Origin of the sequence: Rhizobium sp. NZLR1b (genome assembly GCF_019685155.1) — a bacterium.
Taxonomy (GTDB): Bacteria; Pseudomonadota; Alphaproteobacteria; order Rhizobiales; family Rhizobiaceae; genus Rhizobium.
The window spans coordinates 250,229-269,677 of the sequence record NZ_JABDWC010000002.1 but is presented as its reverse complement, the minus strand read 5'-3'; the positions used below and the strand labels follow the sequence as shown (position 1 = coordinate 269,677).

Annotated in this window: 20 protein-coding genes; 4 read left to right on the top strand and 16 right to left on the bottom strand. The window is 61.8% G+C overall.

What is annotated here, in order from left to right; all coding sequences use genetic code 11:
* Positions 1-12 precede the first annotated feature (12 nt).
* The 5 genes from pip to cysS form a co-directional block, all read right to left on the bottom strand.
* On the bottom strand, positions 13-975 hold the full coding sequence (pip, locus tag HJB84_RS03540; RefSeq protein ID WP_207583639.1) for a prolyl aminopeptidase: 963 nt from the start codon (positions 973-975) through the stop codon (positions 13-15).
* Complete coding sequence (locus tag HJB84_RS03535) at positions 972-1,448, bottom strand: GFA family protein (RefSeq protein ID WP_207583640.1); 477 nt, start codon at positions 1,446-1,448, stop codon at positions 972-974. Before HJB84_RS03535 ends, pip begins: the two co-directional genes overlap by 4 nt.
* Positions 1,445-1,933: a GFA family protein gene (locus HJB84_RS03530; protein WP_221115286.1), complete on the bottom strand. Its 489-nt coding sequence runs from the start codon at positions 1,931-1,933 to the stop codon at positions 1,445-1,447. Before HJB84_RS03530 ends, HJB84_RS03535 begins: the two co-directional genes overlap by 4 nt.
* Complete coding sequence (locus HJB84_RS03525; RefSeq protein ID WP_221115285.1) at positions 1,930-2,406, bottom strand: GFA family protein; 477 nt, start codon at positions 2,404-2,406, stop codon at positions 1,930-1,932. Before HJB84_RS03525 ends, HJB84_RS03530 begins: the two co-directional genes overlap by 4 nt.
* Before the next feature lie 64 nt (positions 2,407-2,470).
* Positions 2,471-3,862 (bottom strand): cysteine--tRNA ligase, encoded by a 1,392-nt coding sequence (gene cysS / locus HJB84_RS03520; protein ID WP_221115284.1) that lies wholly within the window; start codon positions 3,860-3,862, stop codon positions 2,471-2,473.
* Positions 3,863-4,215: 353 nt separating this feature from the next.
* Here cysS and HJB84_RS03515 point away from each other — a divergent pair, with 353 nt between their 5' ends.
* Entirely contained in the window at positions 4,216-4,965 is a 750-nt protein-coding gene (locus HJB84_RS03515; protein WP_207583644.1) for a GH25 family lysozyme, read from the top strand.
* A 2-nt stretch (positions 4,966-4,967) separates the two neighbouring features.
* Here the strand turns inward: HJB84_RS03515 and HJB84_RS03510 are convergent, their stop codons facing one another.
* The 4 genes from HJB84_RS03510 to radA form a co-directional block, all read right to left on the bottom strand.
* Positions 4,968-5,708: an SDR family NAD(P)-dependent oxidoreductase gene (locus HJB84_RS03510; RefSeq protein WP_207583645.1), complete on the bottom strand. Its 741-nt coding sequence runs from the start codon at positions 5,706-5,708 to the stop codon at positions 4,968-4,970.
* A gap of 77 nt (positions 5,709-5,785) precedes the next feature.
* A complete protein-coding gene (gene purF / locus HJB84_RS03505) occupies positions 5,786-7,276 on the bottom strand; it encodes an amidophosphoribosyltransferase (protein ID WP_207583646.1) in 1,491 nt (496 codons plus the stop codon).
* A gap of 150 nt (positions 7,277-7,426) precedes the next feature.
* Positions 7,427-8,044, bottom strand: a complete 618-nt coding sequence (locus HJB84_RS03500; RefSeq protein WP_164008666.1) for a CvpA family protein — start codon at positions 8,042-8,044, stop codon at positions 7,427-7,429.
* Positions 8,045-8,134: 90 nt separating this feature from the next.
* Positions 8,135-9,535 carry a DNA repair protein RadA gene (gene radA, locus HJB84_RS03495; protein WP_221115283.1) on the bottom strand — a complete coding sequence of 467 codons (1,401 nt, stop codon included), beginning with the start codon at positions 9,533-9,535 and terminating at the stop codon, positions 8,135-8,137.
* A gap of 165 nt (positions 9,536-9,700) precedes the next feature.
* Between radA and HJB84_RS03490 the strand changes: the two genes are divergently transcribed.
* A complete protein-coding gene (locus HJB84_RS03490) occupies positions 9,701-10,336 on the top strand; it encodes a LysE family translocator (protein WP_221115282.1) in 636 nt (211 codons plus the stop codon).
* An 8-nt stretch (positions 10,337-10,344) separates the two neighbouring features.
* Here the strand turns inward: HJB84_RS03490 and alr are convergent, their stop codons facing one another.
* The 7 genes from alr to HJB84_RS03455 form a co-directional block, all read right to left on the bottom strand.
* Positions 10,345-11,517, bottom strand: a complete 1,173-nt coding sequence (gene alr / locus HJB84_RS03485; protein WP_405048987.1) for an alanine racemase — start codon at positions 11,515-11,517, stop codon at positions 10,345-10,347.
* An 87-nt stretch (positions 11,518-11,604) separates the two neighbouring features.
* Positions 11,605-13,101 (bottom strand): replicative DNA helicase, encoded by a 1,497-nt coding sequence (locus tag HJB84_RS03480; protein WP_207584280.1) that lies wholly within the window; start codon positions 13,099-13,101, stop codon positions 11,605-11,607.
* A gap of 328 nt (positions 13,102-13,429) precedes the next feature.
* Positions 13,430-14,008, bottom strand: coding sequence for a 50S ribosomal protein L9 (gene rplI, locus HJB84_RS03475; protein WP_207583650.1), 579 nt, complete (start codon positions 14,006-14,008; stop codon positions 13,430-13,432).
* A gap of 22 nt (positions 14,009-14,030) precedes the next feature.
* Positions 14,031-15,017 carry a DUF2232 domain-containing protein gene (locus tag HJB84_RS03470; protein ID WP_221115281.1) on the bottom strand — a complete coding sequence of 329 codons (987 nt, stop codon included), beginning with the start codon at positions 15,015-15,017 and terminating at the stop codon, positions 14,031-14,033.
* Positions 15,018-15,165: 148 nt separating this feature from the next.
* A complete protein-coding gene (rpsR, locus tag HJB84_RS03465) occupies positions 15,166-15,414 on the bottom strand; it encodes a 30S ribosomal protein S18 (RefSeq protein ID WP_003547038.1) in 249 nt (82 codons plus the stop codon).
* A gap of 14 nt (positions 15,415-15,428) precedes the next feature.
* Positions 15,429-15,887, bottom strand: coding sequence for a 30S ribosomal protein S6 (gene rpsF / locus HJB84_RS03460; RefSeq protein WP_207583651.1), 459 nt, complete (start codon positions 15,885-15,887; stop codon positions 15,429-15,431).
* A 334-nt stretch (positions 15,888-16,221) separates the two neighbouring features.
* A complete protein-coding gene (locus HJB84_RS03455; protein ID WP_221115280.1) occupies positions 16,222-17,265 on the bottom strand; it encodes an aldo/keto reductase in 1,044 nt (347 codons plus the stop codon).
* Between the two features lie 214 nt (positions 17,266-17,479).
* On the opposite strand from HJB84_RS03455, the gene fabD reads away from it, so the two are divergent.
* Positions 17,480-18,424 (top strand): ACP S-malonyltransferase, encoded by a 945-nt coding sequence (fabD, locus tag HJB84_RS03450; protein WP_207583653.1) that lies wholly within the window; start codon positions 17,480-17,482, stop codon positions 18,422-18,424.
* Between the two features lie 54 nt (positions 18,425-18,478).
* Positions 18,479-19,216 (top strand): 3-oxoacyl-[acyl-carrier-protein] reductase, encoded by a 738-nt coding sequence (gene fabG / locus HJB84_RS03445; RefSeq protein ID WP_207583654.1) that lies wholly within the window; start codon positions 18,479-18,481, stop codon positions 19,214-19,216.
* Positions 19,217-19,449: the final 233 nt, after the last annotated feature.

The window sequence follows — 19,449 nt, the reverse complement described above, 5'->3', positions numbered from 1 at the left end:
CGGCGTGTAGCATCAGTCCGGCTTCCCGGCAAACTTATCCGTCGCCCGGATCAGCTGGTCGAGAATCCCCGGCTCCGAATAGGCATGGCCCGCACCCTCGATTAGGTGGAGCTCTGCCGTCGGCCAGGCCTTGTGCAACTGCCAGGCATATTTGGCCGGGCAGGGCATGTCGTAGCGTCCATGCACGATGACGCCGGGAATATCCTTGAGCTTGCCGGCATCGCGGATCAGCTGTCCCTCGTCCATCCAGCCGGCATTGACGAAGAAATGGTTCTCGATGCGCGCAAATGCATAGGCGAATTCCGGCTCCTCGAACTTGCCGCTCGTCGAAGGTTCCGGCAGCAGCGTGATCGTTTCGCCTTCCCAGATACTCCAGGCCTGCGCGGCCTTGAGGCGCACGTCTCTGTCTTCGTGCGTCAGGCGGCGATGATAGGCCTGCATCATCTCATGCCGCTCTTCCGACGGAATGGGAGCGATGAAGCGCTCCCACTTGTCCGGGAACATTTCCGAGACGCCGAATTGGTAGTACCAGTCGAGCTCGGCCTTGGTCAGCGTATAGATCCCGCGCAGAATGAGCTCGGAGACGTGCTGCGGATGCGTCTCGGCATAGGCGAGCGCCAGGGTTGAACCCCAGGAGCCGCCGAACACCTGCCAGCTGTCGACGCCGGCCATTTCGCGCAGCCGCTCAATATCGGCGACGAGATGCCAGGTCGTGTTGGCGTTGAGTTCCGCATGCGGCGTCGACCGGCCGCAGCCGCGCTGGTCGAACAGCATGACGTCGTAGAGCTGAGGATCGAAAAGCCGGCGATGAGCGGGCGAGATGCCGCCGCCCGGACCGCCATGCAGGAAGACGGCGGGCTTGGCGCCCGGCATTCCCGACCGCTCCCAATAGATCACATGGCCGTCACCGACATCGAGATGGCCGGAGGCGTAGGGTTCGATCTCGGGATAGAGTGTGCGCAGGATCTCGGTCATATCTTCACGCCTTTCGCGGGCCAGAGCGCGGTGTCGTGATCGGGATGCTGGAAGGAAATGATCGCCTCCTGCCGCGCGTAGAAATCCTGATCCTTCAGCACCGGCGCATCGAAGATCTCTTCGACCCAGGGCAGGCGGGCCTCGTAGTTTACCTGGACCAGCGGTGCGAGATCGCTGCGGTCGTCGAAAGTGCCGATCGCAAGCTCCAGCCCGCCCGGATGACGATAGGTCATCGGCGTGCCGCAATTGCTGCAGAAGCCACGGTCGATATTGACCGAGGACTGGAAATAGCTCGGCTCGCCGCGCGTCCATTCCATCCCCTCCTCAGGCGCAGTGACGAGCGCGGAGAAGAAACCACCGAACTGCTTCTGGCACATGCGGCAATGGCAGATCGAGGGTCGCCCCAGTCCGCCTGAAATGCGGAAGCGCACGGCGCCGCATTGGCATCCGCCTGTTTTTATCGTGTCCGTCATGAGATCTCTCCGAGGGGCCAGCTTTTCGTGTCGTGATCGGGGTGCTGATGGTTGCTTGCCGCAATCGCGTTCTCGCGGTCGGGCGTTTCAGCCTGTGGTTCCAGCGGCAGACCGTCCAGCGCGTGAAACCAGGACATCTTGCGGCCAGTGTTCGATTGCATCACGGGCTTGACCGTGTCGGGATTATCAAGCGAGCCGAGCGTGATGTTGATGAAATTCATCTCCGGAATGTCGTAAAACAGCGGCGTGCCGCAATCGCCGCAGAAGCCGCGCCGCACCAGATCCGATGACTGAAACCATTTCGCCGCGCCGCGCGTCAGCTCGAAATCTTGACGCTTCGCTGCTGCAAGCGGCATGAAATAATTGCCGGCCGCCTTCTGGCACATGCGGCAATGGCAAAGGTGGGGATAACCGAGTTCGCCTTCAGCGCGGTAACGCACCGCCCCGCACTGGCACCCGCCGCTTCTGTCTGCGTGCACTGTCATCGGGGCTCCTTGGGCGGCCATGCCAGCGTCTCATGATCGGGATGCTGGAAGGAGACGAGTTCGAGCACGAAGGGGGCGGCTTGCGCATCCTCTTCCGTCCGGTGCCCCGGCAGTTCGTGCAGATGATCGACGAAGCCGATCTTGCCCTCGATGCCGAATTGCACCACCGGCGGGAGCGCCGAAGGATCGTCGAAGGCGCCCGCGGCAATCGCAACCCCGTCAGGCGCCTCGTAGGAAAGCGGCGTCCCGCAATCGCCGCAGAAGCCGCGCTCGACGAAATTGGAAGAGCGGAACTTTTTCCGCTCTCCGCGCGTCCACGCAAAATCGGCGCCGCGCACCGACACCAGCGGCGCATAATAAGCCCCGAACGCCTTCTGGCACATGCGGCAATGACAGATCGACGAATCCTTGAGTTCGCCGCTGACGCGAAAGCGCACCGCACCGCACTGGCAGCCGCCGGTATAGGTGGTCATGGACAATCCCTCCGCAACAATGTGGGGAGGGGTTGGGGAGGGGCCTTATCCCCAGACACCACTCTCACCGCTTGACCTCCCACGTCGTCACCCGCTCGCCGGTCGCCGTATCCCTGCCGTCCTTCAGCTGGATGTCTTTCGCGGTCAGCTCGTCGCGGATCTTGTCGGCCTCAGCAAAATTCTTCGCCTTCAGCATTTCCAAACGCATGGCGACCAGCGCATCGACTGCCGCTGCGACGGCCGCGTCGATTTCTGCTTTCCTCGGCAGCAGCCCGAGGAGGGCAGCGGTTGCCGCGAAGGCGGCGCCGGCGGCGGGATCCGTATGGGCAGCTTGCGCCAAGGCATGCAATGCCTGCACCGCCGCCACCGTGTTGAGGTCGTCGGCCAGCGCGTTGAGCACGGTTTCATCGGGCGCTGCATCGCCGGCTTCGGTCGCCGGCCATTTGGCGAGCAGACGTTCGGCCTCTTCCAGTCGCTTGATCGAAAAGTCGATCGGCTCGCGATAATGCGTCATCAGCATGGCAAGGCGCAGCACCTGGCCCGGCCATTTGCGGCCGCCGAAGGTTTCCGTGTGCAGCAACTCGTGGATGGTGACGAAATTGCCTTCGGATTTCGACATCTTGCGGCCTTCGACCTGCAGGAAGCCGTTATGCATCCAGACATTCGCCATCACCTCGGTGCCGTGGGCGCAACGCGACTGGGCGATCTCGTTTTCATGATGCGGGAAGATCAGGTCCAGCCCGCCGCCATGAATGTCGAAGACATCGCCGAGATAGCGCTTGCTCATCGCCGAGCACTCGATGTGCCAGCCAGGCCGGCCGCGGCCCCACGGGCTCTCCCAGCCGGGCTCGTTGTGGCTCGACAGCTTCCAGAGCACGAAATCGCCCGGGTTCTTCTTGTGCGCGTCGACGGCGATGCGGGCGCCGGCCTGCTGCTCGTCGAGCGGGCGCTTCGAAAGTTGGCCGTAATCCGCCATGGACTTGGTGTCGAACAGCACTTCGCCGGCTGCGACATAGGCATGGCCATTGCCGATCAGCTTCTCGATGATCTCGATCATCTCAGCGATATTGTCGGTCGCCCGCGGCTCGAAGGTCGGCTCCAGGCAGCCGAGTTCGGCGACATCGGCGTGAAATTGCGTCTCGGTCTTTTCGGTGACCGCGCGGATCGCTTCATTCAGCGGCAGGCCCGGATGATCCCGGAGCGCCCGCGCATTGATCTTGTCATCGACGTCGGTGATGTTGCGGGCATAGGTGACGTGGCCTTCGCCATAGACATGGCGCAGCAGCCCGAACAGCACGTCGAAGACGATGACCGGCCGGGCATTGCCGATATGAGCGAAATCATAGACGGTCGGGCCGCAGACATACATGCGGACATTGTTGGGATCGATCGGCGAAAGAACCGATTCTTCCCGTGTCAGCGTGTTGTACAGCCTCAGTTCCGGCATGCCGCCCATTCCACTCTCCCATCAGTACAATCAGAAATATCGCGACCGGCGGGCCGGGGCGTTTCGCATCTTGACTATTTGGGAGACGAAAACGGCCGGGCCAGCGCTTGCGCTAGCGAATAATCTTTCCGCAGATAATGCAGATAACCGTTTTCATGCCGCGTTTTATGGCGTGGGAATGACGTTTGGTCAAGAGGGGCGAGGAACGATCCCGGCAGCAACTGAAGCGGCGCATCCGGTGAATCGATTGCAAGGCCGAAGGTCCGCGAAGACAAACAGCGCGTCTTCAGATTCGTCTGCCATTTTCGCGGCGCAAATCTTCTATAGCCAGCTGAAACCTGCTGAAAATATGGGAGAAATGTGTGAGGAGCGTGGTTCGGTGGACAATCGGAGCGACCGCAATTGTGGTGGTCGCATCCGCTGCATATCTGGCGTACGATTTCGGAATGCTTCGCTTCAACAATCCGTCCTTGAGCCGCTATCCGATCCAGGGCATCGATGTCAGCCATCACCAGGGTGACATTGATTGGAAGATGGTGGCCGCGCAGCCCAACGTCCGTTTCGCGATCATGAAGGCGACCGAAGGCGGAGATCACAAGGATTCCAGGTTCGCCGACAACTGGCGGCGCGCCGGCGATGCAGGACTGGTCAGGGGCGCTTATCATTTCTTCACCTTCTGCCGCCCGGGCAAGGATCAGGCGCAGAACGTCCTCGCGACCGTGCCGAAACAGCCGGGAACCCTGCCGATCGCCGTCGATCTGGAGTTCGTCGGCAATTGCAACAAGGTCCCGACTGTCGAGGAAATGGCGACTGAGGTGAACGCCTTCTTTACCGAGCTGACAGGCACCTTTCCGGAAAAGCCGATCTTTTACGTCACGCAGGAATTCTTCGATCGCTATCTGAAAGGCAATGAATCCCGCTTCCCCGACCATTTCCTGTGGCTGCGAAGCGTGTTCCAAGAACCGACGCAGGAAGACTGCGGTGGTTGGTCGATCTGGCAATTTGCCGACAACGGCACTGTCGACGGCATTCAGGGAGCGGTGGACCTCAATGCGGTGTGCCCGTCGGAAACGGGCTTCGCACATCTGTTCCCAGCCGTTGCTGTCAAATGACGCTACTCCGGCAGGCGGTAGTCGACGAGCTTGTTTTCCCGCACGATGAACAGTTTGCCCGTGTCGGTCACACCGGGCCCCGTCAATGGCAGGATCGCCTTGGCGATCTCGGAGGGATGCGGCAGCGTCTGCGGATCTTCGCCCGGCACCGCCTGGGCGCGCATCGCCGTGCGGGTGGCGCCCGGATCGACGCTGGTGATGCGCAGCGGCGTCGATTGGCTCTCGCCGGCCCAGGTCCGAGCCAGCGCCTCGACGGCCGCCTTGGAAGCGGAGTAGGCGCCCCAGAAGGGCCGGCACTTGTGGGCGGCACCCGAGGACAGGATGACGGCGCGGCCGGCATCCGAGCGGGTCAGCAGCGGATCGACCGACCGGATCAGCCGCCATGTGGCAGTGACGTTGATGGTCATCACCTTTTCGAACACCTTCGCCTCGATATGACCGATCGGCGAAATGACGCCGAGCACGCCGGCATTGGCGACGAGGATATCGAGTTTGCCCCAGCGCTCGAAGATCGAGCCGCCGAGTGCGTCGATCGCATTCATGTCGGCCAGGTCGAAGGGGACGAGCGTCGCCGTGCCGCCGACCGCCTTGATCGCATCGTCGAGATCCTCGAGCCCGCCGACCGTGCGGGCGCAGGCGATCACATGGGCGCCGGCTTTCGCAAGCTCCAGCGCCGTGAAATAGCCGATGCCACGCGATGCACCGGTGACGAGTGCGATCTTGCCCTCAAGATTGATGTTCATCTGTTCCGGTTCCGGATTTGCTTGCGATGGCGAGGGGCGCACGAGCCCCTCGGAAGGGAAGTCAAAGCAGCGGCGGCTCAGCCGTTGCTGGCAAGCATCGAAAGCTTGTTGCCCATCGACTCGCCGTTCTTGTCGAGCAGGCGGGTCGGATAGTCACCGGTGAAGTAGTGGTCGGTGAATTGCGGCCGGGCAGGATTGCGGTCCTCGCCGCCGACGGCGCGGTAAAGCCCGTTGATCGACAGGAAGGCAAGCGAGTCCGCGCCGATATATTTGGCCATGGCGTCGACATCGGCATACTGGTTCGCCAGGAGCTTTTCGGCATCGGGCGTGTCGATGCCGTAAAAGTCGGGGAAGAAGATCATCGGGCTGGCGACGCGGAGATGGACTTCGCGCGCGCCCGCTTCACGGATCATCTGGACGATCTTGAGAGACGTCGTGCCGCGCACGATGGAATCATCGACCAGCACCACACGCTTGCCTTCGATCATCGCCCGGTTGGCCGAATGCTTCAGCTTCACCCCAAAGGCGCGGATCTGCTGGGTCGGTTCGATGAAGGTGCGGCCGACATAGTGGTTGCGGATGATGCCGTATTCGAAGGGAATGCCGCTTTCCTGTGCGAAGCCGAGAGCCGCCGGCGTGCCGCCGTCCGGCACCGGCACGACAACGTCGGCCTCGACGGGCGATTCCTTGGCGAGGTTCATGCCCATATTCTTGCGCGTCGTATAGACGTTGCGGCCGCCGACGACCGAGTCCGGCCGGGCGAAATAGACATATTCGAACAGGCAGAGCCGTTCCGGCTGCCGCTTGCCGGGCTTGCGGGCATCGATGCTGATCGAGCCGTCGGGCTGGATTTCGCAGATGACGACCTCGCCATTTTCCACGTCGCGGATGAACTTGGCGCCGATGATGTCGAGCGCGCAGGTTTCCGAGCAGAAGATCGGCTTGCCGTCGAGTTCGCCCATCACCAGGGGGCGGATGCCGGTCGGGTCACGCGCGGCAATCAGCTTAGTGCGCGTCATCGCGAGCATCGAATAGCCGCCTTCCATCTGGCGAATGGCGTCGATGAAGCGGTCGGACGTGGAAGCGTGGCGGGAGCGGGCGATGAGATGGAGCACCACTTCGGTATCGGACGTCGACTGACAGATGGCGCCGGTCGCGATAATCTGGCGGCGCAGCGTCAGGCCGTTGGTGAAATTACCGTTATGGGCAATGGCGATCCCGCCTTCCTCAAGTTCGGCAAACAGCGGCTGCACGTTGCGCATGGCGACTTCGCCTGTCGTCGAGTAGCGTGTATGACCGATCGACATGCTGCCGGGCAGGCGGGCGAGCGTCATCGGATTGGTATAGTGGTCGCCGACCAGGCCCATATGGCGCTCCTGATAGAAGCGCTTGCCGTCGAACGAGACGATGCCGGCTGCTTCCTGTCCGCGATGCTGAAGCGCATGCAGACCAAGAGCCGTCAGTGCCGCGGCATCGGGATGTCCCAAAATTCCGAAAACCCCGCATTCCTCATGCAGCGTATCTCCGTCGAGCGGATCGTCGGTCGGGAAGGAATGGGACTGGTTCATTTCTGCGGGCCTCTGCTCTCACAAGAATGGATCGGCATTTCCAGAAATAACTGAAGCCCGGCAGAGCTGGAATGCCCGGCCGGACCCCTTATTTGACATCCCGCTCAAATGGCAATTGCCGGAGGGCGGGTCAAGCTCTTGAACACTGTGTCAATTCGCTGGCTGCTGTGCAGGCGCGGTCGGTGCGTCTTCTGCCGGTGCCTGGTCGCCCGTCGGCGGATTGGTGCCTTCGGCGCCCTGTGCCGGCGGCTGAAGCTTATCACGGATGCTCGCCGGTATCATCTGGGCAAATTGCTCCGGCAGAACCGATTTCAGCTTCACGACCATCGAATCCAGGAAGGGTTTCGATTTTGCTTGGTTGACCCAGGCCGGGCGGTGGTCGACATCGACCAGCCAGTTCCAGAAGGCGACGGCGACGACCAGCAGCAGCACGCCGCGCGCTGCCCCGAACAGGAAACCGAGCGTGCGGTCGAGCGCGCCGACGCGGCTGTCGATGATGAAATCGGCAATCTTCATCGTGATGAAAGAAATGACGATGAGCGCGATCAGGAAGACGACCGCTGCCGAACCGACGATCGCGATGCGGTCGTCATCGGTATATTTCTTCGCGTAGGGCAACAGGTACGGATAGAGGTAATAGGCCGCCGCTGCCGATCCGCCCCAGCTCGCGATTGAGAGGATCTCGCGCGAAAAGCCGCGGACCATCGCCAGCACGGCGGAGAAGAGCACGACGCCGATGACAATACCGTCGAAAATCGTAATGGGCATGTAAATTCAACTCCAGGACTGCCGCTTGGCGGCCGTGTCGTGCCTTATCGTGTGCCTCCTATATCATTACCAATCTTGGCAATGAAAGGATCAAACCTCGTCTTCCACACGCAGCGCTCCCTTCGAGCCGGCGATGCGCGCCACCAGATCCGGCAGGCTTTCGACCTCGCTCCACCGCCCGCCGGAGCCCTTCGGCAGTTCGGCGGAGGCGGATGGAAGCAGTGCTGCGGAAAAGCCCAGCTTCTCGGCTTCCTTGAGGCGCTGGGCGGTGTGCGCAACCGGCCGGATGGCGCCCGACAGGCTGACTTCGCCGAAATAGACGCAATCGGCGGGAAGGGCAATACCGGCAAGCGAGGAAACCAGCGCCGAGGCGACGGCGAGATCGGCCGCCGGTTCGGTGATGCGGTAACCGCCGGCAACATTGAGGTAGACGTCATGCTGGCCGAGCCTGACGCCGCAATGGGCTTCCAGCACCGCGAGGATCATCGACAGCCGGGCCGAATCCCAGCCGACCACGGCGCGCCGTGGTGTGCCGAGCGAGGTCGGCGCCACCAGCGCCTGCACCTCGACGAGAATGGGACGCGTGCCCTCCATGCCGGCAAAGACAGCGGCGCCCGGCGATTTTTCGTTGCGTTCGCCGAGGAAGAGTTCCGAGGGATTGGCGACTTCGCGCAGCCCCTTGTCGGACATTTCGAAAACGCCGATCTCGTCGGTCGGGCCGAAGCGGTTCTTGACCGTGCGCAGGATACGGTAGTGATGGCCGCGATCGCCCTCGAAATAGAGCACGGCGTCGACCATGTGCTCGACGACGCGCGGGCCGGCGATCTGCCCGTCCTTGGTGACATGCCCGACCAGCACCATGGCGGCGCCGGTCTGCTTGGCGAAACGGATCATCGCCTGCACGCCGGTGCGCACCTGCGTCACCGTTCCCGGCGCGGATTCGGCCAGTTCGCTCCACAGCGTCTGGATGGAATCGATAATGACGAGATCCGGCCGCTTGCCCTCGGCAAGTGTCGCCAGAATATCCTCGACATTGGTTTCGGCCGCCAGCATCACGTCGGTATCGGCCGCCGCAAGGCGCTGTGCCCGCAGCCGGACCTGCGCCACAGCTTCTTCGCCGGAGACGTAGATGATCTTGTGGCCACGCCGCGCAAGAGCGGCGGCCGCCTGCATCAGCAGCGTCGATTTGCCGATACCGGGATCGCCGCCGATCAGCACCGCCGACCCGCGCACGAAGCCGCCGCCAAGCGCCCGGTCGAGTTCCGACATGGCGGTATGGATGCGCGGCGCCTCCTCGATTTCACCGGACAGCGCCGTCAGCGCCACCGGCCGGCCCTTCTTCGGCGTCTTGCCGGGGCCGGAGCCGATCCCGCCCATCGGGTCCTCTTCGACGATGGTGTTCCACTCGCCGCAGTTCTCGCATTTGCCGGCCCAGCGGTTGTGGATCGTGCCGCAACTCTGGCAAATGAATTGTGTCCTGGCCTTCGCCATCAATCACTCTTTCAGTCCGGGTTCCCGAGTGAAGCAGTCGCGCCGCTTCATCGAATCATTGTCGTGCTTGAGATAATGGCTATCGCGACGGATCAAAACTAATGATTTTCCCATCAGTGCCTCCCGTGCCTATGCTTTGCCTCTGCTCATTCTGAACGGTGGAAGATGTTCGATTATTCGTTTGCGCACTGGTTTGCATTTTTCTCGGCGGCGGTCCTGCTCAACCTGTCACCCGGCCCCGACATCGCCTTCATCCTCGGTCACACGATGAAAAGCGGAAAACGTGCCGGTTTTTCCGCGCTGTTCGGCGTCTGGTCCGGCGCCTGCCTGCATGTTCTGATGGCGGCGCTCGGCCTTTCCGCCGTGTTCGCCGCTTCGGCCGTCGCCTTCTCCGCGGTCAAATGGATCGGCGCCGCCTATCTCGTCTGGCTGGGCATCCAGGCTTTGCGCGCCGGCGGCGGCAATGGTCTGATAAAGACTGCCGGTGAAAAAATGCCGGCAGCAAGGATCTACCGACAGGGCATTCTGGTTTCATTGCTCAATCCGAAAGTGGCGATTTTCTTCCTGGCCTTCCTGCCGCAATTCGTCGTTGAAGGGGCAGGGCCGGCATGGGCCCAGCTCATGCTGCATGGCGGGCTGATCATCGTCGTCGCTGCCTTCATCGAGCCGCCGCTCGTCCTCCTCGGAGGGCGCCTTGCCGATGCGCTCAGGCATAATCAAAAAATTGGGTTATGGCTCGATCGCGGCCTCGGCGCGCTTTTCCTGGCGCTCGGCGTCCGCCTTGCGCTCAGCAGCCGCTGACGGGTAGGTTATTCCTCGTCGGCGACATAGCGCCGCTCGTGGCGGAGCCCCATGCTGGTCAGGATCTCGTATCCGATCGTGCCTGCCGCCCGCGCCACATCGTCCAGGGCCATGTTCTTTCCGAACAGCTCGACATAATCCCCGGCGCGCACGGCGTTGTCAGGCAGATCCGTCACGTCGAAGATCGTCAGGTCCATCGTGATCCTGCCCGCGACCGGCACCTTACGTCCGGCGATGAAGCCTTGCCCACCCTGCGGTACGGTCTGGCGCAGCGGCACGCCGCCGCTCGACAGGCTGCGCATGTAGCCGTCGGCATAACCGGCCGAAGCGATCGCCAGCCGGCTTTTGCGGCCAAGCTGCAGCGCCCGCCCGTAGCTGACGGTCTCGCCGGCCTCGACGCTGCGCACCTGGATGATGCGGGCTTCCGCGGTTGCCACCGGCCGCATCGGATTGGCCAGGCCGCAGACCGCCTCGGCGCCATAAAGCGCGATGCCGGGACGGGTCAAGTCGAAGTGATAATCCTCGCCGAGGAAAATGCCGGCCGAGGCGGCAAGGCTTGAATCGATGCCTTCATAGGCGGCGCTAACCCTGTGGAATGATTCGAGTTGCTGCCGGTTCATCGCATGGCTGGGATCGTCGGCGCAGGCGAGATGGCTCATGACAAGCACCGGTGCGAAGCTCGCCGGACGTGAGACGTCGTCGGCGAGCGCGATCGCATCGTCCATATGCAATCCGAGCCGATTGAAGCCGGTATCGACATGCAGCGCGCAGGGGTAGTCACCGTAATCGGCAAGTACCGCCATCCAGAAGGCGAGCTGCTCGTCAGAGGAGATCACCGGAACCAGATCGTTTTCGAAGAAGCGCCGCTCGGTGCCCGGCCATATGCCCGAGAGCACGAAAATGCGCGCCTCGGGCGCATAGAGGCGAAGCGTCACACCCTCGTCGACGGTCGCGACGAAGAAGTCGCGGGCGCCTGCCATGTAGAGCGCTTCGCCGGCATCCTCGATGCCCATGCCGTAGGCATCCGCCTTGACGACCGCCGAGGCGCGCGCCGCACCGGAGCGGCGCGCCATGTCGCGCCAGTTCTCCGTCAAGGCCGTCAGGTCGACGGTCAGTCGCAGGCCTGCCGAGGCAAAATTATCGTCTTCGGGGGCGTCGAGAAAATCGCTCATGATCCACATCGAAAAGAGGCCGGAGGAGGATTCTCCGGCCAGTTTAAAGGTCGATTTTGTCAATGGAAAGCCCGGCGCTGCAGCATCGCTGCGCGATCAGTGCTCTTCATATTGGGTGAAGGACGGATCGGCGAGATCGGCAAAGCGGGTGAATTCCGCCTGGAAGGCGAGCTTCACCGTGCCGGTCGGCCCGTGGCGCTGCTTGGCGATGATGACGTCGGCGGTACCCTTCACCTTGTCGAACAGCGCTTCCCATTCCGGATATTTCGGATCGTGGATGTCGCGCGGTTCCGAATTCTTGACGTAGTATTCCTCGCGGAACACGAAGAGCACAACGTCGGCGTCCTGCTCGATCGAGCCGGATTCGCGAAGGTCGGAGAGCTGCGGCCGCTTGTCGTCGCGGCTTTCCACCTGACGCGAGAGCTGCGACAAAGCGATGATCGGAACGTTGAGTTCCTTGCCGAGCGCCTTCAGGCCGGTGGTGATCTGGGTGATTTCCTGCACGCGGTTGTCGCTGGATTTGCCCGAGCCGGTCATCAGCTGAATGTAGTCGACCACAAGCACGTCGAGGCCGCGCTGGCGCTTGAGACGGCGCGCGCGCGCCGAAAGCTGGGCAATCGAGATACCACCGGTCTGGTCGATATAAAGCGGCACCTTCTGCATCATCATCGAGCAGGCGACGAGCTTTTCGAAATCGGCATCGTTGATGTCGCCGCGGCGGATCTTCGAGGAGGAGACTTCCGTCTGCTCGGAGATGATACGGGTGGCAAGCTGTTCCGACGACATTTCCAGCGAATAGAAACCGACGACGCCGCCGTTCTTCGCCTTCGTGCTGCCGTCCGACTGGACTTCGCCTTCGTAGGCGGCAGCGATATTGTAGGCGATATTGGTCGCAAGCGAAGTCTTGCCCATGCCGGGACGTCCGGCAAGAACGATCAAGTCCGAACGCTGCAGGCCGCCCATCTTGGAATCCAGCGAATGGATGCCGGTGGAAATGCCGGAAAGCCCGCCGTCGCGTTCCTTGGCGACGGCCGCCATGTCGATCGCCAGCGCAACCGCATCATTGAAGGCCTGGAAGCCGCCGTCGTAGCGGCCGTTTTCCGCCAGTTCGAAGAGGCGGCGTTCGGTATCCTCGATCTGCGACTGCGGCGGCATGTCGAGCGGCGCGTCGTAGGCGATGTTGACGACATCTTCGCCGATGGTGATCAGCGCCCGGCGCAGCGCCAGATCGTAGATCGCCCGGCCGTAATCCTCGGCATTGATGACGGTGACGGCATTGCTGACGAGGCTCGCCAGATATTGCGAAACCGTCATGTCGCCGACCTTCTCGTCGGCCTTCAGGAAGGTCTTGATCGTCACCGGATTGGCGATTTTGCCCATGCGGATGATATCGCCGGCAACCTCGAAGATCTTCCTGTGCAGCGGTTCATAGAGATGAATCGGCTTCAGGAAGTCCGACACCCGGTAATAGGCGTCGTTGTTCATCAGGATAGCACCCAGAAGCGCCTGCTCGGCTTCGATATTGTTGGGTGCTTCGCGATAATGCTGCTCCGAGGGAGCAACGGCTGCAATCTTTCGAGCGGCGTCGTTCATCATCATCCGTTCTGTCTTTTTCCAGCTCCGGATTTGCAATTCCGGACGCGAAAATCAAGAGGCTGCGAGGGGAGCGGGGGCTCGCTTCGCTTAAATCCTGAACGCTGTGCACGTTGTTCGACTTCTCCACAGTCCTGGGCGACGCAAAGGAGAAATACCGGCAGTGTCACCCGCACGACACGGTATGGCGCCGACTCAGCCCATCCGTTTCGGAGAACTCTATTTTAGCGCGATGCGATAAGGCTCGCAGCAAAAACATCCGAAACATCCCCAACGAAAAAGCCCGGCGCTGTGGCCGGGCTTCCTGTCGTGGATTGCTCCGACGATATTATGCTTCGTCTTCGTCGACGCCGTCGGCTTCCGGATCGAAGAAATCTTCAGGACGCAGAGCGTCTTCGTCGACGCCGTAGATGGCGTCGACCGAGGTGAGTTCTTCGCCCTTGGACTGGCGCTCTGCCTCTTCGGCAGAACGGGCAACGTTCAGCTGGACGTGGATTTCGACTTCGGCATGCAGCTGCAGCTCGACCTTGTGCAGGCCGATCGCCTTGATCGGCGTGTTGAGGTGAACCTGATTGCGCCCGATGTTAAAGCCTTCGGCGGCGAGAATATCGACGACGTCACGGGCAGCGACCGAACCATAGAGCTGGCCGGTTTCGCCGGCCGAACGCACGACGATGAAGGACTTGCCGTCGAGAACGTCGGCAACCTTCTGGGCTTCCGACTTGCGCTCGAGGTTGCGGGCTTCGAGTGTCGAACGCTCGGCTTCGAAGCGGGTCTTGTTGGCGGCGTTGGCGCGCAGCGCCTTGCCGAGCGGCAGCAGGTAGTTACGGGCAAAGCCGTCGCGAACCTTTACGGTTTCGCCCATCTGGCCGAGCTTGGAGATGCGTTCGAGAAGGATGACTTGCATTTTCTTTTGCCTTTCTTGTGTCTCAAATTTTCGTGTCGGATTGTTTGGGGGCATCAGCATCTTTCGTCGGGGTCAGCGCGATCGCCTTGCGCGTATCGCTGAGACCGAGGACGAGGATGAGGAGAGCTGGCAGCAGCATGAGCATCGAAGCCAGGTAGCTAAGGATGAGGGCCGGGATGCGCCAGTCCTTGCCGCGCGTGCGGAAATGCAGCGAGGCGAAACCGGAAAGCACGAAGCCGGCGCCGAAGGTGCCGATCACCGTCGCGCCGACCAGCGCCGGAACGCCGCCGAAGAAGCAGGCGGCAAGCCCGGCGAGGAAGATGAAGATCGAGTTGCGGTTCATGCGCAGCGACGAGGGAATGTCCTCGCGCGGGCGAAGGCCGCGACCTGACGCTGCGACGATGCGCACGGCGAAATAATAGGCGGCAAACAGCATGCTGACCCACATGCCGCCCTGCAAAGCCGGCAGCATCAGCAGGATCAGCGACTTGGTCTGCGCGGTGGCTGCCGGATCGGGCATGAATTCCGGCTGCTGCTGCTTGACCGAGGTGATCAGCAGATCGACGATCGGATCGGTGATCTCCGGCCCATAGCCGATCATCACGCCGATGACGATGACGGCGATCGTCACCAGGCCGCAGAGATGCAGCAGAATATCGGAGAGCGGATACCAGGCAAGCAGGTGGTCAGGGCCGCCGAGTTCGGAGGCGGGGCGAGCGAGATTGGCGAGGTGGCTGAGCCAGCCGGCCGGCAAGAGCGTCACCAGCGTCATGATCAGCGCAAAGGAAGGCGAGGTGAAGATCGCGCCGAGCGCCGCTGCAGTGGCAACGGCCGAGATCGCCGCGGCATTGCCCCAGCCGAGCCCGACGATCAGGATCGGCAGCGCCGAGGCCGTGTAGAGGAGCGCGCTGAAAAACGACGGCTGCACGCTCGCGCCCAGCACCAGCAGGGCGGCGGTCAATCCGGCGAGTGCGCCGATCAGCAGCGTTTTAAGATCCGGTCGTTTCAAGGTCGCTGTCCTGCTTCATCAAGCAGTTAGAGGATGTTGCTGAATCGAATTCAGAAACGTCTCAACATGGGTTTTAAGAGTTCCGATCCGCGCCCATCGCAGAAGGGAGGCAACCCCCAGATCAGGAATCCGGGGGTCACATATTCTATTAGGCTACGACGTAGGGCAGCAGGCCGAGGAAACGGGCGCGCTTGATCGCCTGGGCGAGTTCGCGCTGCTTCTTCTGGGAAACAGCCGTGATGCGCGACGGAACGATCTTGCCGCGCTCGGAAATGTAGCGCTGCAGCAGACGTACGTCCTTGTAGTCGATCCGCGGCGCGTTGGCGCCGGAGAACGGGCAGGTCTTGCGGCGGCGATGGAACGGGCGGCGGACCGGAGCGGAGGAAGTTTCAGACATATCTCGGATCTCCCTTATACACGGTCTTCGCGCGGACGGCGCGGACGGTCGTCGAAGCCACCTTCACGCGGCGGACGCGGGCCGCGGTCACGATCGCCGAAGCCGCCTTCACGCGGGCCACGGCCGCCTTCGCGCGGACGGTCGTCGCGGTCGCGCTTCTGCGTCATGGCAGACGGCCCTTCTTCATGCTTCTCGACGGCGATCGTCATGTAGCGAAGAACGTCTTCGCTGATGCGCATCTGACGTTCCATTTCCTGGACGGCAGCAGCCGGTGCATCGATGTCCATCAGGGCGTAGTGCGCCTTGCGGTTCTTCTTGATGCGATAGGTAAGGGACTTGAGGCCCCAGTTCTCGATACGCCCGACTTTACCGCCGTTAGCTTCGATCACACCCTTGTACTGTTCTACGAGGGCATCGACCTGCTGAGCGGAAATATCCTGCCGGGCAAGGAATACATGTTCATAAAGAGCCATGACAGCTTTGCCTTTCTTGCGTTTGGTTCAACCCGATATTCGGCGGCTAAGCCTCAACGACTGCTCCTGATTGGGCGGACCCAGGCAAGAAAGCGTTTCCGAGACGGTCGAGAGCGGAGACACGGGAGGCTGGAACGCTTCCGTTCCGAACGATTTCCAACAGGAAACCGGCCCTCCGTTCAGCCACCAGCCAGAAGACCGGGTTAACGAACAGGGCGGCTTATACGGATTTTTCGGGCAAACGCAAGCTCAATCGGACACTCGAGCCCGACGCAGACCAATCGGTAGCGTCTGGCTATTGCATAATTCCTTAAATCGAAATCAAGGAATATAATCAGAGCGGCAGCGGATACTGCCGATGCACCTTGGCGATCTCCGCCAGCACGTCGTTAGAAAGCGTCAGCTCGGCCGCGCCGATATCGACTTTCAGCTGCTCCATCGAGGTTGCGCCGATGATGGCCGAGGCCATGAAGGGCCTCGACAGGCAGAAGGCGATCGCCATGGCCGTTGGGTCGAGGCCGTAACCGGCCGCGATCGCCAGATAGGCTTTGGTCGCCGGCTCCTGCAGCGGCTGCAGGCGGCCGCCGATATCGTGGTTGATCGAGCCGCGCGAACCTTTCGGCCTGAGGCCATCGACATATTTACCGGACAGGATGCCGCCGGCGAGCGGCGAATAGGCGAGCAGCCCGACATCCTCATGGTGCGAGAGTTCGGCGAGATCGAGGTCGAAATGGCGGTAGAGCAGATTGTATTCGTTCTGGACGCTGGCGACGCGCGGCAGGCTCTTCTGTTCTGACAGTGTCAGGTATTTCTGGATGCCCCAGGTGGTTTCGTTGGAAAGGCCGATCGCCCGGATCTTGCCTTCCTTCACCAGTGCGCCGAGGGTTTCCAGGATGTCGAGCATATTGGCGACGGTCTGGTCGCGATCCTGGTTGAAGGGATTGTAGCTCCAGTTCTGGCGGAAATGGAAATGACCGCGGTTCGGCCAGTGGATCTGGTAGAGGTCGACGTAATCCGTCTTCAGCCGCGTCAGGCTGGCCTCGAGCGCCAGCCGTATATTCCTGGCATCCGCACCTTCGCCGCCGCGCAGATAATCGCGGCCGCGGCCGGCGACCTTGGTGGCGAGCACGATATCTCCTCGCTTGCCTGATTTGCCGAACCAGCTGCCGATATAGTCTTCGGTCCGGCCCTGTGTTTCCGGCGAAACGGGCGTGGTTGGGTAGAGTTCGGCGGTATCGAAGAAATTGACGCCCTTTTCGACGGCGTAATCCATCTGCGCGTGAGCGTCGGTTTCGCTGTTCTGCGAACCCCAGGTCATGGTGCCAAGGCAAATCTCTGAAACGGAAATGCCGGTGCGGCCTAGTGAATTGTACTGCATGGGAAAACCTTGGGAGAGAGGTGAAGCCTTAGGGAGGGTCCGCGCAAATCTAGGCTCGATTTGGCGGAGCGCAAGAGCAAAAACCTGGCTTTTGCGCCGGGGAGAAAGGCTTTGCGGAGAATGAGCCGCCACTTGACTCTGCCCGAAAGAATGTCAATTGGAGGCAAAACAGCCTCATGGGGCGCAATCAGGGGCATCAGCCAGGGACACGAGAATGACCATTGCTTTCACTTTTCCCGGTCAGGGCAGTCAGGCCGTCGGCATGGGCAAGGATCTCGCCGAGAATTTCGCCGAAGCCCGCGTCGTTTTCGAAGAGGTCGATGCGGCGCTCGGTGAAAAGCTTTCGGACGTCATGTTCAGCGGTCCCGAGGATACGTTAACCCTGACGGCGAACGCCCAGCCGGCGCTGATGGCTGTCTCGATCGCCGTCGTCCGCGTCCTGGAGGCCAAAGGGCTGGATCTGAAGTCCAAGGTCGCCTACGTCGCCGGTCACTCGCTCGGCGAATATTCGGCACTTTGCGCCGCCGGAACCTTTTCGCTCGCCGACACCGCGCGGCTGTTGCGCATCCGCGGCAATGCCATGCAGGCGGCCGTCCCTGTCGGTGCCGGTGCTATGGCCGCGATCATCGGCCTCGAACATGCCGACGTCGTCGCCGTCTGCGAGGCAGCGGCCGTCCTCGGCGCCTGCCAGATCGCCAACGACAATGGCGGCGGCCAGATCGTCATCTCGGGTGAGAAGACAGCTGTCGAAAAGGCCGCCGGCCTGGCGACCGACAAGGGCGCCAAGCGCGCCATTCTGCTGCCGGTCTCCGCTCCGTTCCATTCGACACTGATGGCGCCCGCCGCCGAGGCCATGCGCGAAGCGCTGGCAACGGTCGCCAAGGCCGATCCCGTCGTGCCCCTCATTGCCAATGTCCGTGCCGCGCCCGTGACCAGCGCCGATGAGATCGCCGGCCTCCTAGTCGATCAGGTGACCGGTCAGGTGCGCTGGCGCGAGACGGTGGAATGGTTCGCCGGCAATGGCGTGACGACGCTTTATGAACTCGGCTCCGGCAAGGTGCTGACCGGCCTTGCCCGCCGCATCGACAAGACGATCAACGGCATCTCCGTCAACGGTCCGGCGGATATCGACGCGGCCGTCGCCGCCCTCATGGCCTGATTGGTATTTCCAGATATCCAAAGATCCAGATATCCAAAGATAAGGAACGTTTCCATGCTCGATCTTTCCGGCCGCAAGGCTCTCGTCACCGGCGCATCGGGCGGTATCGGCGAGGAAATCGCCCGCCTTCTTCATAAGCAGGGCGCTATCGTCGGTCTGCACGGAACCCGCGTCGAGAAGCTGGAAGCGCTGGCCGCCGAACTCGGCGAGCGCGTCAAGATCTTCCCGGCAAACCTTTCCGACCGCGATGAGGTCAAGGCGCTTGGCCAGAAGGCCGAGGCCGAACTCGAAGGCGTCGATATCCTCGTCAACAATGCCGGCATCACCAAGGACGGCCTGTTCGTTCGCATGAGCGACGAGGATTGGGATGCCGTTCTTGAAGTGAACCTGACGTCGACCTTCCGGCTGACGCGCGAATTGACGCATCCGATGATGCGTCGCCGCTATGGCCGCATCATCAACATCACCTCCATCGTCGGCGTCACCGGCAATGCGGGCCAGACCAATTACTGCGCCTCCAAGGCCGGCATGATCGGCTTCACCAAGTCGCTGGCCCAGGAGATCGCCACCCGCAACGTGACGGTCAACTGCGTGGCGCCAGGCTTCATCGAAAGCGCCATGACCGGCAAGCTGAACGACAAGCAGAAGGAAGCGATCATGGGAGCGATCCCGATGAAGCGCATGGGCACGGGCGGTGAGGTTGCTTCGGCGGTCGCTTATCTTGCGTCCTCCGAGGCTGCCTATATGACGGGCCAGACGCTGCACGTAAACGGCGGCATGGCGATGATCTGAAACGACAAACCGCTGGCATGGGGATATTTCCGCCAATAGCATGTTGAGCAATCACGAACCGTTGATTTTCTCGCTTTGCGGCAGACATAAAGCATGTTAAGCGGGCCATGACTGTCAACAGTCGTCCCGAGAAAGCAGACGGACCGGCCGGCTTTTTGCAAGCCTGGACATCTCTGAAGCCGGGTAAAAGAGTTTGCCGAGGATGTCTGAAAACATCGCAGGCTGAAACAGGG

Bases quoted from the DNA above. Each gene is read 5' to 3' on its own strand.
- pip (WP_207583639.1), bottom strand. From the start codon at position 975: ATGACCGAGATCCTGCGCACACTCTATCCCGAGATCGAACCCTACGCC.
- HJB84_RS03535 (WP_207583640.1), bottom strand. From the start codon at position 1,448: ATGACGGACACGATAAAAACAGGCGGATGCCAATGCGGCGCCGTGCGC.
- HJB84_RS03530 (WP_221115286.1), bottom strand. From the start codon at position 1,933: ATGACAGTGCACGCAGACAGAAGCGGCGGGTGCCAGTGCGGGGCGGTG.
- HJB84_RS03525 (WP_221115285.1), bottom strand. From the start codon at position 2,406: ATGACCACCTATACCGGCGGCTGCCAGTGCGGTGCGGTGCGCTTTCGC.
- cysS (WP_221115284.1), bottom strand. From the start codon at position 3,862: ATGGGCGGCATGCCGGAACTGAGGCTGTACAACACGCTGACACGGGAA.
- HJB84_RS03510 (WP_207583645.1), bottom strand. From the start codon at position 5,708: ATGAACATCAATCTTGAGGGCAAGATCGCACTCGTCACCGGTGCATCG.
- purF (WP_207583646.1), bottom strand. From the start codon at position 7,276: ATGAACCAGTCCCATTCCTTCCCGACCGACGATCCGCTCGACGGAGAT.
- HJB84_RS03500 (WP_164008666.1), bottom strand. From the start codon at position 8,044: ATGCCCATTACGATTTTCGACGGTATTGTCATCGGCGTCGTGCTCTTC.
- radA (WP_221115283.1), bottom strand. From the start codon at position 9,535: ATGGCGAAGGCCAGGACACAATTCATTTGCCAGAGTTGCGGCACGATC.
- HJB84_RS03490 (WP_221115282.1), top strand. From the start codon at position 9,701: ATGTTCGATTATTCGTTTGCGCACTGGTTTGCATTTTTCTCGGCGGCG.
- alr (WP_405048987.1), bottom strand. From the start codon at position 11,517: ATGTGGATCATGAGCGATTTTCTCGACGCCCCCGAAGACGATAATTTT.
- HJB84_RS03480 (WP_207584280.1), bottom strand. From the start codon at position 13,101: ATGAACGACGCCGCTCGAAAGATTGCAGCCGTTGCTCCCTCGGAGCAG.
- rplI (WP_207583650.1), bottom strand. From the start codon at position 14,008: ATGCAAGTCATCCTTCTCGAACGCATCTCCAAGCTCGGCCAGATGGGC.
- rpsR (WP_003547038.1), bottom strand. From the start codon at position 15,414: ATGTCTGAAACTTCCTCCGCTCCGGTCCGCCGCCCGTTCCATCGCCGC.
- rpsF (WP_207583651.1), bottom strand. From the start codon at position 15,887: ATGGCTCTTTATGAACATGTATTCCTTGCCCGGCAGGATATTTCCGCT.
- HJB84_RS03455 (WP_221115280.1), bottom strand. From the start codon at position 17,265: ATGCAGTACAATTCACTAGGCCGCACCGGCATTTCCGTTTCAGAGATT.
- fabD (WP_207583653.1), top strand. From the start codon at position 17,480: ATGACCATTGCTTTCACTTTTCCCGGTCAGGGCAGTCAGGCCGTCGGC.
- fabG (WP_207583654.1), top strand. From the start codon at position 18,479: ATGCTCGATCTTTCCGGCCGCAAGGCTCTCGTCACCGGCGCATCGGGC.